Annotated in this window: 8 protein-coding genes; 5 read left to right on the top strand and 3 right to left on the bottom strand. The window is 67.2% G+C overall.

Annotated features, from left to right (window positions below; all coding sequences use genetic code 11):
* Positions 1 to 103: 103 nt before the first annotated feature.
* Positions 104 to 244, top strand: coding sequence for a hypothetical protein (locus QX204_RS33035; protein ID WP_165610232.1), 141 nt, complete (start codon positions 104 to 106; stop codon positions 242 to 244).
* 73 nt (positions 245 to 317) lie between these two features.
* Here the strand turns inward: QX204_RS33035 and QX204_RS33030 are convergent, their stop codons facing one another.
* Complete coding sequence (locus tag QX204_RS33030) at positions 318 to 3,602, bottom strand: arabinosyltransferase domain-containing protein (protein ID WP_301908196.1); 3,285 nt, start codon at positions 3,600 to 3,602, stop codon at positions 318 to 320.
* A 380-nt stretch (positions 3,603 to 3,982) separates the two neighbouring features.
* Here QX204_RS33030 and QX204_RS33025 point away from each other — a divergent pair, with 380 nt between their 5' ends.
* From QX204_RS33025 to QX204_RS33010, 4 genes are all read left to right on the top strand, one after another.
* On the top strand, positions 3,983 to 4,495 hold the full coding sequence (locus QX204_RS33025) for a hypothetical protein (protein ID WP_301904371.1): 513 nt from the start codon (positions 3,983 to 3,985) through the stop codon (positions 4,493 to 4,495).
* A gap of 100 nt (positions 4,496 to 4,595) precedes the next feature.
* Positions 4,596 to 5,093: a peptidylprolyl isomerase gene (locus QX204_RS33020; RefSeq protein ID WP_056822265.1), complete on the top strand. Its 498-nt coding sequence runs from the start codon at positions 4,596 to 4,598 to the stop codon at positions 5,091 to 5,093.
* A 147-nt stretch (positions 5,094 to 5,240) separates the two neighbouring features.
* Positions 5,241 to 5,774, top strand: a complete 534-nt coding sequence (locus QX204_RS33015) for a hypothetical protein (RefSeq protein ID WP_301904370.1) — start codon at positions 5,241 to 5,243, stop codon at positions 5,772 to 5,774.
* A gap of 148 nt (positions 5,775 to 5,922) precedes the next feature.
* Positions 5,923 to 6,483 (top strand): Uma2 family endonuclease, encoded by a 561-nt coding sequence (locus tag QX204_RS33010; RefSeq protein WP_301904369.1) that lies wholly within the window; start codon positions 5,923 to 5,925, stop codon positions 6,481 to 6,483.
* A gap of 60 nt (positions 6,484 to 6,543) precedes the next feature.
* Here QX204_RS33010 and QX204_RS33005 read toward each other — a convergent pair whose 3' ends face one another.
* Both QX204_RS33005 and pks13 read right to left on the bottom strand, forming a co-directional pair.
* The gene (locus QX204_RS33005) at positions 6,544 to 8,088 is read right to left on the bottom strand and encodes an acyl-CoA carboxylase subunit beta (RefSeq protein ID WP_056822279.1); all 1,545 of its coding nucleotides are present in this window, start codon (positions 8,086 to 8,088) and stop codon (positions 6,544 to 6,546) included.
* 4 nt (positions 8,089 to 8,092) lie between these two features.
* The gene (pks13, locus tag QX204_RS33000) at positions 8,093 to 13,300 is read right to left on the bottom strand and encodes a polyketide synthase Pks13 (RefSeq protein ID WP_301904368.1); all 5,208 of its coding nucleotides are present in this window, start codon (positions 13,298 to 13,300) and stop codon (positions 8,093 to 8,095) included.
* Between the last annotated feature and the right edge of the window lie 45 nt (positions 13,301 to 13,345).

Here is a 13,345-nt window from a genome sequence, read left to right as displayed (position 1 = left end):
AGGGTTTCAGTTTGATGAAACACCTGTAAATGACATGGTAAAGGTCCTGTGCCTGCGGGTTTGAGCACGTACCCTGGTGGGTATGACAGGAGCCTTCGATGACATGGATCTACGAGATCTCGTCGAGTTGCTCAGCAACGACGAGAAGCAAGAACTACGACCGGCCGTAATGCGGGTACTGGAAAGACTGCCTTCACAAGAGGTATTACGCCGCGACCTGAACCGTCGCATGCTCAACGTCTGACTCCTGTCCCTCATACGACCACAAAGGCGCGGACCACATCCTGTGATCCGCGCCTTTTACTGTCCGGCCGAGGTCAGAACACCCGCAGCGGGCCCGGGCTCCACAGCCCGTCGCGCGGCGCGGTGCCGGTCTCCAGCTCGGCGGGCGTGGCCTGCGCGTACTGGTCGTAGCGTTCCAGCGAGCCCCAGTCGCGAGCCCAGTCGTCCTTCAGATAGGTCGGGATGGTGACCCGGCTCGCCAGCATCTGCGTCATGCCGAGCGGACCACCGAACTCCTGCGCCTGCCAGGTGTCGGTCGACGAGATCGCCAGCGGACGGTCCGGCAGGATCCGGTAGTTCGCCACCTCGGCCACGCCGTTCTTGTGCGCGAACGGACGCTGGCACGGGAACTGCAGGCCCACGGCCCAGTCCAGCAGGACCGGCTGGTCACGGCCGATGAACGTGTCCAGCGTCTGCAGCTTCGGTACCCGCGGCGGGGTGAACGCCAGCCACTGATCACCGATCAGGATCGGGTCGTTGACCATCACGCGTACCGCGTTCGCCTCGGCCGGGAGATCGGCCAGCGGCACCCGCAGGTTGCGCCACGACGGGGCGGGGCCGATATCGCGCGGCTGGTAGGCGCCGAGCGTGGTGACACTGCCGTCGGGGTTGCGGGTGCCGTATTCGACGAACAGCGCCTGGCCGTACTTGTCGGAGCCCGAGTCGTCCTTGGAGGCGATGCGACCGGCCGCGCTGATCACCACCAGCGGCGAGTCGTCCGAGCGGGCGGGCAGTCCGTACCAGGCCGATTCCAGGTGGGCCGGCTGCTGCATGCCCTCCTGGTAGGAGCCGAGAATCGGGGTCTGGGCGGGGTCGAGGCCGAACGGCAGCGCCACGGTCGAACCGTTGATGCCGCGCGCGCCCTCGCCGCCGCCGGTGCCCGCGCTCTCGCCTTCGGCGAAGGCCGCGCCCACCGACTGGTTGCTGGTGTTGCCGGTACCCGGCTTCACCTCGACCGCGTCGGCCGACAGGTCACCGGGCACGCCGTTGGGGGTGAACCCGACCGAGCCGGTGCCCGCGAGCGGGTCGCTGGGGTCGGTGAACGGACGGGCCGGGTCGACGATCGGGTCGAGCCTGCCGCCGTTCGGGTCGGGTTCGACCAGCACGTCGTTGGCCAGGCCGCACGAGTTGTTGCTCAGCGCGTCGATGTTGGAGCGGCCGAGCGAGTAGCCGGGGTACTGCTGGGTGGCACCCTTGACCAGCGAGAGCACCTCGAACAGCACCATCAGTCCGACCACGACGGTCAGCGGGATGGCGGCGAACTTGCGGATCCGTTTGCCGCGCTTGGTTTTCGCCGACGGCACCGGCCGCACATAGTCCTCGCGCAGCGCGTACCAGCCGACCAGGGCCAACGCCACGCCGAACAGGATGAGCATCACCGTGTTCGAATGCACGCCACGCAGCGAGATGGTCTTGTCGAACCACGGCACGCCGTAGCTGGACACGTACCAGTAGCCGTTGATGCCCGAGAACGACAGCGCGAGCACGAACAGCAATCCGGCCAGGAAGATCGCCCGGTTCTTGCGTGACCGCAGCGCGCTCTGTGACACCGCCACCGCCGTCACCGCGGCGAGCCCACCCGCGATGCCCGCGTAGGCGCCGAAGTGGTGGGTCCACTTGGTGGGGTTGAACATCATGAAGAAGATCGTGCCGAAGACGATTCCCATCAGACGCCAGGTCGGGCCCGACGCGATCCCCGGTACCTGACGGCGGCGCAGCAGCACCAGCAGCGTCGTGAACAGGCACAGCAGCATCACCAGGAAGGCGAAGCGGCGGGCCAGCGAGCCGTCGACGGTCTCGACGAACATGTAGTAGTAGCGCAGGTAGTCCTCGTACCAGGCCAGGTTCGGGCCGGTGGCCTGACGCACCCGGTTGGCTTCCTGGATACCCGCGAAGGTCTGGTCGCCGTAGACGACCGTGAGCACGAGCACGCCCGCCGACGCGATCGGAGCCAGCAGCGCGATCGTGCCGAACTCGCGATGACGGCGCACGATGATCCGCACCAGCGGCCGGATACCGGCCAGCAGCGCGGCCACACACATCAGACCCGTCGGTGCGGCCGCGAGAGTGAACGCCGCGATCAGCACCGCGATACCGGCGGGCAACAGACGGCCGGTGGCGATGGCGCGTTCGATGGAAACCCAGGTGAGCAGCGCGCCGAGGGCCACGATCGGTTCCGAACGCAGGCCGTTGTCGAACGGCAGCCAGAACGCCAGGAACACCAGTCCACCGGTCCACAGCGCCACCTGAGAGCGCTTCACGGCATTGCCGAGGCGAGGGACCACCTCGCGGCTGATCACCATCCAGCACAGGATCGCGCAGATCAGCGCGGGCACGCGCACCCACGGGCTGGCCGTGGAGATCTCGGCGAACACCTGGATGACGTAGTAGTACCAGCCGAACGGCGCCTCGGGGACGCCGTACCAGCGGAAGTAGTTGGCCATATAACCCGCGTCGGGGGCCACGCGCACCATCGACAGGATGTAGCCGTCGTCGGAGGTGTTGGCGCCGACGAAATGCCAGACCAGCAGCGTGCCGACCACCGCACCGTCGGCCCAGGTCGGCTTCAGCCAGTTGCGCGGCAGGAAGCGGCGGTGCCCACGCCCGTCACTGCCGTCGAGACGAGCGAGCGCGCCGAGCGCCAGCAGGGTGCACAGCACGGCCGCGATGATCGCCACCAGCTTGATCGGCGACGGGCTCGACGAGAAGCGGGTGTCGATCGTCGAGGTCAGCGAGAGACCCTGCGGCACCGCGCCTTCGAGATCGGTGAACACGCCGACGATCTGGGGCCGCAGGTCACCGGCGAGCTGCCCCTGCACGGGCACCTGCACGGTTTCCACCACGCCGGGCTGACCGGCGACCGGCCGCTCGACCTGCTTGCTCAGCCCCACGAACTCCGCACTCGTGCGGTTCTGATCGGAGCTGATCCGGATCGCCGAGCACCCGTCCATCGCCGACCGGTCCGCCGAGGCGACCACCGCGTTGCGATCCACCACATCGACGGCGGTATCGGACACGCGCACGAACAGCGCCTCCAGGGCCGCGCGATCGCCCTGTGGGGGTGCGGTCGCCAGCAACATGCCGCCCTGTTCGGGCAGCGTCGCCACCGCCGAACACGGGATCGACACATTCAGGTCGATCGGCACCTGCGACATCAGCGGCGCCTGGACGTTTCCGAGCGCGCCGTTCTGCGGCCAGTTCAGCTGCGCGGTCGTCTGGGTGACCGGAAGAAACGGCGTAGCCACCGCGAACAGGGCACCCAGAATCCCGGCGACGATCGCGATCCATCGCGCGATCCGGAAGTCCTTCGCGGTGGCCACCGGTTCGGCAGGAGGCTTGGTAAGAACGGCTGTAGCGGCGTCTGGCACGGTTCGACATGCTATCTGTCCCTCGGTACATGCGAGGGGTCGCACGCCGAGTCGGTAATATAGTTGGTGTGACTATGCACCAGGGGTGCATAGTCACACCACATGGTCAGCAGGGGGCGGCATCCGAAAAAGGCAATCAATACGGCCCTCGCAGAGCTCGACCTGGATCGTTTCGAGGTCGAAGAAGTCCACCGTGGACACCGTTGGGGCGTCGTCCGCCACCGTTCCAGCGGTGACACGATTGCTATCTGGTCGACCCCTCGCGTCCCAGAAGACAACGCCGACGCCATCCGCCGGTTCACGCGAGGGCACACCGAGTGAAAGGAATCGTCATGGGTCGCCATGAATTCACGCTGGTACTCGATCACACGCCAACCGATGACGAACTCGACGCGCTCTACGACGCGGGGCTCGACGATTCAACTCCCGAGTTCGGCCCACGCACGACCCCTCTACTGCACCTGCATCGTGATGATGACTCCCTCGCATCGGCCATTATCAGCGCTGTCGGCCAGGCCGAGACCGCCGGTTTCGCCGTCGTGGGCGTGCGCACCGAGAACCTGGTGACCCTGAAAACGATCGCAGTCAGAACCGGCCGCACTTACGAAAGCGTTCGTCGGCTCGCCAATGGCGATCGCGGGCCGGGCGGCTTCCCCGCGCCGATGAGCGGTGACGGTTATGCCCTGTACTCATGGACCGAGGCCGCGCGGTGGTTCGCCGAGCACTATGGCATCCCTGACACAACCACGTCTTACGACCGAATCATCGCTGCCGCGGATCATTTGGTGCGCGCCCGCCATTTGCTCGGCGGCGACACCGGCCAACTCTCCGCACTGGCGAGCTGACCTTCATCACCAGCAGATTCACGCCCGAGACTTTCCACCCGGCACTCCGACCGTGCGGCACCTGCCAGGACGCTCGGCGGTTCGCCCTAGACTCGACTCCATGACCAAGGTGAATCTCGAAACCAATTACGGACCGATCGTGCTCGAGTTGGACGACCAGGCCGCGCCGAACACGGTCGCCAACTTCGTGAACTACGTGAACTCGGGCCATTACGCCGGCACCGTGTTCCATCGCGTCATCCCCGGTTTCATGGTGCAGGGCGGCGGCTTCGAGCCCGGCCTGAAGCAGAAGCCGACTCAGGCGCCGATCCAGAACGAGGCCACCAACGGCCTGAAGAACGACAAGTACACCGTCGCGATGGCCCGCACCAACGACCCCCACTCGGCCACCGCGCAGTTCTTCATCAACATCTCCGACAACGCCTTCCTCAACCACTCCGCGCCTCAGGGCCAGGGCTGGGGCTACGCCGTCTTCGGCAAGGTCACCGACGGCTTCGAGGTAGTCGACAAGATCGCCGCCGTCACCACCGGCAGCGCCGGCCCCCACCAGGACGTCCCCGTCGACGACGTCATCATCGAATCCGCCTCTGTCGCCTGATTTCTCGACGCAGCGCGGCGGGCCGTCACCGAATTCCTCGGTGACGGCCCGTTTTTTCGGCTGTCGAATCGTCGCCGATGCGATCGTGACGGTGTTTTATCGCACGCGGTACGGTGTCTCGACTGATCGAAATGCTTGGGGGATTACGTGAAAGACCTTCTTTACTCGGTGCTGGGCGTTGTTTTCGGCGCCTTCCTCGTTTTCGGCGGAATCGTCACGCTCAACAGCGGTGCCGACTGCGACGGCAAGGCCATGTCGGCGGGCCAGACCTGCGTGACGACCAGCAAGGGCTCGTCGGTGGAGCGCGACGCCGCCGAACAAGAAGCCCAGAACAAGCGCACCGGGTGGATGCTGATCGGCGGCGGCGCCCTGATGAGCGTCGGCTCCGCGTTCTGGCTGCGGAGCAATCTCCGGTCGCGCCGGGCTCGCCGCGCCGCGACCGCGCCGCAGGGTTTCCCGCCCGCCGGTGCGCCGATGCCCGCCCCGCATGGCTTCCCACAGGCGCAGGGCCAGTGGCAGCAGCCCGCACCCGCTCCGTATGGGTCGCCGCAAGCCCAGGGCCAGTGGCCGCAGGGCGCTCCCGGATACGGCGCACCCGCTTACGCGCCACACCCCCAGAACCAGCCGTACGCACCGCACCCGGGCGCGGGGTACAACCCGAACCCGAATTACCGGCGGTAGTGGGTCAACCAGAAACGCCCGACTCGGATCGTCGCGAACCCGAATCACTTAGCTGAGCTCGCGTACTCCTTCGAGCTTTCCGGTCGCACGATTGGATTTGGTCCAGCGGGTGCGCCGACCGCTCGGAAATTTGGCCGGAAGGAGCGCCGTGACTGCCATTCTCCCCGCGTGGATGCGCGCGCAGATCACGGCAGCGGAGTACGACACCTGGTCCGAGGAGCGGTGCGCGGGCATCGAGATCGTGGACGGGATGGTTGTTGTGAGTCCCAGTGCGTCCCAGCGGTATAACCGGCTGGCTCGGATTCTCGCCAACGCGCTCGACGCCGCGGCCGGACCGGACTGGAATGCCGACACCGACTTCGACGTCCGACTCCAAGATGTTCCGCTCACCAATCGGCGACCCGATGTCGTTGTCTATCGGGCTGACACGATCGACCTCACGCCGACCCGGCCCGAACACGTGCTGTTGGTCGTCGAGGTCGTCTCGCCCGGTTCGGAGACCACAGACCGCATCGTCAAGGTGGACCAATACGCGAAGGCGGGCATCGCCTTCTACTGGCGGATCGAGCAGGCGGCCAACGGTGTCCCGCTGATCTATACCTACATTCTCGACCCGGCGACCGAGTCGTACCGGACCGGCGACATGTTCATAGGAGCGATCGATGTCTCGGCTCCCTTTCCCGTGGAGATCGACCTCGGGAAGATTTGATCCAGACTGCGCGAACGGGCCGCCACGGAGAGTTTCCGTGGCGGCCCGTTCGGGTTCGATCTACAGCGGCAGGACGTGGTGCTTGCGCGGGTTGCGCTGGATCTTCTTGTCCTGGAGCAGTTTCAGGGCTCGGCGCAGTTCGAGGCGGGTGGAGGCCGGTTCGATGATGGCGTCGATGAAGCCGCGTTCGGCGGCCACCCACGGGGTGGCGACGTTGGCATTGTAGAAATCGATCAGGTTCTGGCGGATGGCAGCGCGCTGCTCTTCGGGGGCGGCGGCGATCTGGGCGGCGCCGAGGAGGCTGACGGCGCCCTCAGCTCCCATGACCGCGATGCGGGCCGTCGGCCAGGCGAGGTTGATGTCGGCGCCGAGCTGCTTGGAGCCCATCACCGCGTAGCCGCCGCCGTAGGACTTGCGGACCACCAGGGTGATCTTGGGGACCGAGGCCTCGACGTAGGAGAACAGGAAGCGCCCGCCGCGCTTGATGACGCCGACCTTCTCCTGTTCCACGCCGGGAAGGAAGCCGGGGGTGTCGACGACGAAGACCAGCGGGATCTCGAAGGCGTCGCACAGGCGCACGAAGTGCGAGGCCTTGTCGGAGGCGCGGGCGTCGAGCGCGCCGGCCGCCGACATCGGCTGGTTGGCGACGACGCCGACGGTGCGGCCGTCGATGCGCGCGTAACCGGTGATGATGTTCTGGCCGGTGTCGGCGCTGATCTCCTTGAACTCACCGTCGTCGAAGATGCGCAGCAGGATGTCGTACATGTCGTAGCCCGCGTTGTCGGAGTCGGGCATGAACGTGTTCAGCTCGCGGTCGGAGTCGGTGATCTCCGGCTCGAGGCCGGGGTTCACCACCGGCGGCAGTTCTTGGCAGCTGCTCGGCATGTAGCCCAGGTACTCGCGCACCCAGGTGAAGGCCGCCTCCTCGTCCTTGGCGACGTGGTGGATGTTGCCGTACTGGGCCTGCGTGCGCGCGCCGCCGAGCTCCTCGAGGCTCACGTCCTCGCCGGTGACCTCTTTGATGATCTTCGGGCCGGTGACGAACATGTGCGCGGACTCGGTCGCGACCACCACATCGGTGCAGATCGGCTCGTACACCGCGCCACCGGCGCAGTTGCCGAGGATCACCGAGACCAGCGGAACCATGCCCGACAGCGGCTCGAGGTTGGTCGCCATCCAGGCGTACCAGGCCAGCGAGCTGATCGCCTCCTGCACGCGCGCGCCACCGGAATCGTTGATGCCGACCAGCGGAATGCCGACCTTGGAGGCGTACTGCATCAAGCCGCACAGCTTGCGACCGAACGCCTCACCGACCGAACCGCCGTAGACCGTCTGATCATGGGAGAACACCGCCACCGGGCGGCCCTCGACCTTGCCGTGGCCGACGACGACACCGTCACCGTAGAGCGCGGTCGCGTCGCCGGGCTTGCGCACCAGCGCGCCGATCTCGACGAAGGTGCCGGGATCGAGGAGCTGGTTGATCCGGTCGCGGGCACTGGGAATGCCCTTGTGCGCCCGCTTCGCGATGCCCTTCGCGCCCGCGGGCTCTTTGGCGAGCTCGAGCCGCTCGTGCAGATCGGCAAGCTTTTCGGCGGTCGTGCTCACTTACTTACTCTCCCTTTGCGGAAATCGCGGCCAGCTTGGCAGCGAGGTCGGCACCGATCTGACCGATCCGCGGTTCGTCGACAATCTGTAGGTGGTCGCCCGGAATGTGGACGACCTCCAGGTTCGGGATGAACTCGTCCCAGCCACCGTTGGGCCTGCGATCAGCGAAGCGCGGCTCGAGCTCGATCGCGCCATCGTGGTAGCGATCGGCCAGGTAGAGCACCACGTCACCGTCGTACTGCCGGGGCTCCACCGCCAGCAGGGCGCGGTTCTCCAGCCACGAGGTGCGCTGGTGTTCGAGCACACCGCCGGGGATCTTCGCACCGGAGAGCTTGATCAGGTCGCTGATCATCGAGAACTGCTCGGTATCGGAGACCGCCGCCAGTTCCTCGATCTGGTCTCGGTCGAGGGTGGTGGGCACGTTGTAGGTCTTCTTGGCGAAGGCCTGGTACCGCTCGAGGCGACGCACCCGTTCCTCCGGGCTGTTGTCCTCGCCCTCGACCGTCATCGCCAGGTCGATCAGGCCGACGTAGCGCACGTCGGCGCCTTCCTCGCGCAACAGCTGACCCACCTGCAGTGCCAGCACAGCACCCAACGACCAGCCGTAGAGCACGTACGGACCGTTGCCCTGGATCTTGCGGAGCTCCGGAAGGTACTCGCGCGCACGGTCTTCGATGGAACCCTCGACCCGCTCGAAGCCGTAGACCGGCGTGTCGGCGGGCAGTCGCTTCATCAGCGGCTCGTAGACCAGGGTGTTGCCACCGGCCGGGTGGAAGACGAACAGCGGGACGGTGTCGGACCCCTCGGGACGCACACGCAGCGGACGGATGAAGCCCTCCACGTCGGCGCCACTGTCCTGCAGGTTGCGGACGACATCGGCGAGCTGCTCGATGGTCTCGCAATCCAGCACATCGTCGAGAGTCACTTCGGCGCCCACCCGCTCGGTCAGACGTGCCGCCATCTTCTCGGCGAGCTCCTCTTCCAAGATCGGGAGGGTGTTGAAGATGCCGCCCGGGGAAGTGCCGGTCACGACTGCCCACGTGGCGTAGGTCAGGCGCTCGGCCGCGTCACGTGGCGGAACGTTGTCCTCGTCGGCACTCGCATCGGCGAAATAGTCGATGTCGGCGACAGCCGACTCGGCAGGCGCCTGCTCCGAAACCGGTTCGGCGACAGGTGCAGGCGAACTGGCGTCGGCATCCGAAACCGGTTCGGCGGCAGCGGCTTCCGACGACAGCTCGGCTTCGGCCTTCTTCGCCACCGCCAGCGGATCCTCACCCGCGGCGATCGCGGCCCGAGCAGCCTCGACGAAATTGGCGTCGACACCCAGCTCGACATCTTCACCGGCGGCCTTGGCGGCAGCCTGCTTCTCCGCCATCGCCGCGACCTCGTCGCGATGCTCGATCGCGTAGCGCAGCACCTTCGACACCTCGTGGAGGCTGGCGTCGCGCACGGCCGAGATCTGCAGCTGCGGGATGTCGAATTCGTATTCGACGCGGTTCTTGATGCGCATCGCCATCAGCGAATCGAGGCCGAGTTCCATCAGCGGGATCTCCATCGGGAGGTCCTCGACGGCGTAGCCCATGGATTCGGCGACGATCACGCACAGCCGCTGCTCGATGGTCTCGCCGCTGTCGGGGCTCCAGCGGTCGCCGGTGGCGATGGCGATCTCGGCGGCGGTCGGTGCGGTTTCCTCGACCGGAACCGCCACGGCGGCAACGGGTTCGGGGAGCGCGGCGCCGGAGGTGACGACCGCGTCGAAGAGCAGGGTGAACCCGGCCCCGGACTTGGCGTGCACCTGGACCGACGCGCCGCCGAGGTGCGGAGTCAACGTGGTGGTCAGCGTGCCCGCGGTGGGCAGTGCGGCGTGCGGATGTGAGACCGAGACCGAAACATCGGAAAGAACCTGTGCGGCAGCGGCTTGCACCAGCGCGGCCAGGTCGCTCACCGAGGAGGCCTGGACCTCCCAGGCGTGACGGCCGTCCGGCATGGCGACGTGCGCACCCGGCACCCGGGTGTTGCCGCCACCCGAGGACATCGAGACCTTGGGCCAGTACGGCTTGCGCACGAACGCGGTTCGCGGCACGTCGGCGTAATCGCCTTCGGGCAGCAGCGAACTCAGGTTCACGGCGTGGCCGTGGACGTAGAGCTGCGCGAGCGCGCCGATCACACCGGCGGACTCGTCTTCCTTGCGCTTGAGCGTCGGGATGAGCTGCGCGTCGTGCACGCCCGCCGCGAAGGTGGTGCCGAGAACCTGCATCAGCGCAACGGAATTGGGCGCCAGCTCGAGGAACGTGGTGTGCCCGGAGTCGACGGCGGCCTTCACCGCGTTGGTGAACCACACGCTGTGGCGCAGGTTCTTCACCCAGTAGGGCTCGTCGTGGATCGGGTCGGAGCCGGGCTTGAAGTACAGGCCCTCGTGCACGGTGGAGTACAGGCCGGTCTTCAGCGAGGTCGGCTCGATGCCCGCCAGTTCGGCGGCGAGTTCGCCGAGCAGCGGGTCCATCTGGGAGGTGTGGCCCGCGCCGCGGGTCGGCAGGATGCGGGCGAACTTGCCCATCGCCTCGACCTCGGCGACGATCTGCTCCACCTGCTCGCGGGGCCCGCCGATGACGGTGTTGGTCGGCGCGGCGTACACCGCGCACTCCACGTCGGGGTACTTCGGCAGCAGCAGCGCCACATCGTGGGCGCTGAGTTCGACCAGCGCCATATTGCGCACTTCGTCGTCGGTGAGCATCTGCTCGCCCTCGCCCATCAGGCGCGAACGGGCGCAGATCACGCGCACCGCGTCTTCGATCGACAGGCCACCGGCGATGTAGGAGCCTGCCACCTCGCCCATCGAATGACCGACCACCGCGGCCGGTTCCGCGCCGTGGGCACGCAACAACGCGGCGAGGCCGAGCTGGATGGTGAAGATGCCGACCTGGCAGGTGCCGACGTCGTAGTCCTGCTCGTCGTCGAGGAACATCTCGCGGATCGAGTAACCGGCCTCGTCCTGCACCAGCGCGTCGACCTCGTCGACCGTCTTGCGGAAGATCGAGTTCTCGCCGTAGAGCTGCTTGGCCATCTTGCGGTGCTGCGAGCCGAAACCGGAGAACACCCAGATCGGCCCGTTGGACGCGGGCGAATCGGCGGTGAACACCCCGGCGCCCGGCTTGCCCTCGGCGATGGCGCGCAGGCCGGTGACGGCCTCTTCGCGGGTCTTGGCCACCACCACACCGCGCGAACGCTGATGGCTGCGCTTGGCCAGCGAGCGGGCGACGTCGGCCAGCGGCACATCCTTGCCCGCGCCTTCGAGCCAGTCGGCCAGCTCGGTGGCGGCGCGCTTGCGACGCGAGGGCAGGTAGGCCGAAACGGCGAGGACCACGGGCAACGGCTCGTCGCGCTCGCCGTCCCACTCGACGACCGGTTCCACCGGCTCGACAGCGGCCTCGGTGATCGCGATGGCCTCGGCGACCACATCGGTGGTCTCCTCGCCCTCGATCTCCTCGGCGGCGACCTGCTCGGCGGTCACGTTCTCGGCGGTCACGTTCTCGACGACCGGGGCCGTGGGCACGTACTCCTGCAGCACCACGTGCGCGTTGGTGCCGCCGAAACCGAAGCCGGAGATGCCGACGGTCGCGACGCCGCTGTAGCGCGGGTACTCGGTGGCCTCGTCGACGACCTTGAGGTTGGCCTGCTCGAACGGGATGTAGGGGCTCGGGCCGGCGTAGTTGATGTTCGGCGGAATCACGTTGTGCTGGAACGACATCAGCACCTTGGCGAGGCTCGCCGCGCCCGCGCCGGATTCGAGATGACCGAAGTTGGTCTTGGCCGAACCGAGCAGGGCGGGCTTGTCGGCGTCGCGGCCACGGCCGATCACGCGAGCCAGCGCCTCGGCTTCGATCGGGTCGCCGATCGGAGTGCCGGTGCCGTGCGCCTCGATGTAATCGACGGTGTTGGGAACGATGCCCGCGTCGCGGTAGGCGGCGCGCAGCACGTCGGCCTGTGCGTCGGGGTTGGGCGCGAACAGACCGTTGGAACGACCGTCGGAGTTCACCGCGGAACCCTTGATGACGCCCATGATGTTGTCGCCGTCGCGCTCGGCGTCGGCCAGGCGCTTGAGCACGATCATGCCCGCGCCCTCGGAGCGAACCATGCCGTCGGCATCGGAGGAGAACGCCTTGATGTGCCCGTCCTTGGCGACGGCGCCGTTCTGGTCGAACCCGAGGGTGATGACCGGGGCCAGGATCATGTTCACGCCACCGGCGAGCGCCACGTCTGCCTCGCCGGCACGCAGCGCGCGCACGGCCTGGTGCACGGCGACGATGGTCGACGAGCAGGCGGTGTCGACGGTGACCGACGGGCCACGGAAGTCGTAGAAGTAGGAGACGCGGTTGGCGATGATGCCGGTCGAGCCGCCGAGCAGCGCGTATCCCCGGGACGAGGCAGGCGCGTCGGGATCGGTGTCGCCGAGGCCGAGCGAAGCGATCATCTGGAAATCGTTGGTGGACGAGCCGACGAATACGCCGACCTGCCCGCCCTTGAGGTCACTCGCCGGGATACGCGCGTGCTCGAGCGCCTCCCAGGTGAGCTCCATCATCAGCCGCTGCTGCGGGTCGACCTGCTCGACCTCGATCGGCGACATCGCGAAGAATTCGGCGTCGAACCCCTTGATGACGTCCTGGTCCAGGTAGCCGCCGAGGGTGTTGGCCTGGTCGATAGTCTTGGCCACGGACGGATCGGTGAGGAACTCCGACCAGCGACCTTCGGGCAGCTCACGGATCGCGTCACCGCGCCCGATGATGAACTCCCAGGTCGACTCGGGCGTGGTGCCCGCACCCGGCAGACGCGTGGACAGGCCGACCACCGCGACATCGTGCGCCTCGGAAGGCGCGAACGCGGCCGTGTACTCCGAGGAATCCTCGGCAGGCGGCTCCGGCTCACCGTGCACGATGACCTCGGCCAGCGAGGCGATCGTCGGGTGCTGGTAGACCACCGTCGGGGTCAGCACCACGCCGGTCAGGTCCTCGATGTCACCACCGAGGGCGAGAGCATCGCGCGAGGCGAGCCCGAACTCCTCCATCGGCCGGTCGACGGTGATCGCGTCGACAGACTGCCCGGTCGCATCGGCGACCCAGCGGCGCAGCCATTCACGCAGCTCGGCCACCGAGAGATCGTTCGTCTCGGCAGGGACGTCAGGGTTCGGGGTGGGCGTGCCCTCGTTGTCAGCCATCAATTCCTCAAGCTACCTGTCTGCGTACAGGGCGCGCCGTGGAAT

It is taken from the genome of Nocardia sp. PE-7, assembly GCF_030486425.1.
GTDB lineage: Bacteria > Actinomycetota > Actinomycetes > Mycobacteriales > Mycobacteriaceae > Nocardia > Nocardia salmonicida_A.
The sequence above is the reverse complement of the archived record's forward strand: the minus strand, read 5'-3'. Positions and strand labels throughout refer to the sequence as shown.

What these genes read in the sequence shown, in the direction of transcription:
- QX204_RS33035 (WP_165610232.1), top strand. Translation starts at nt 104, where the DNA reads ATGGATCTACGAGATCTCGTCGAGTTGCTCAGCAACGACGAGAAGCAA.
- QX204_RS33025 (WP_301904371.1), top strand. Translation starts at nt 3,983, where the DNA reads ATGGGTCGCCATGAATTCACGCTGGTACTCGATCACACGCCAACCGAT.
- QX204_RS33020 (WP_056822265.1), top strand. Translation starts at nt 4,596, where the DNA reads ATGACCAAGGTGAATCTCGAAACCAATTACGGACCGATCGTGCTCGAG.
- pks13 (WP_301904368.1), bottom strand. Translation starts at nt 13,300, where the DNA reads ATGGCTGACAACGAGGGCACGCCCACCCCGAACCCTGACGTCCCTGCC.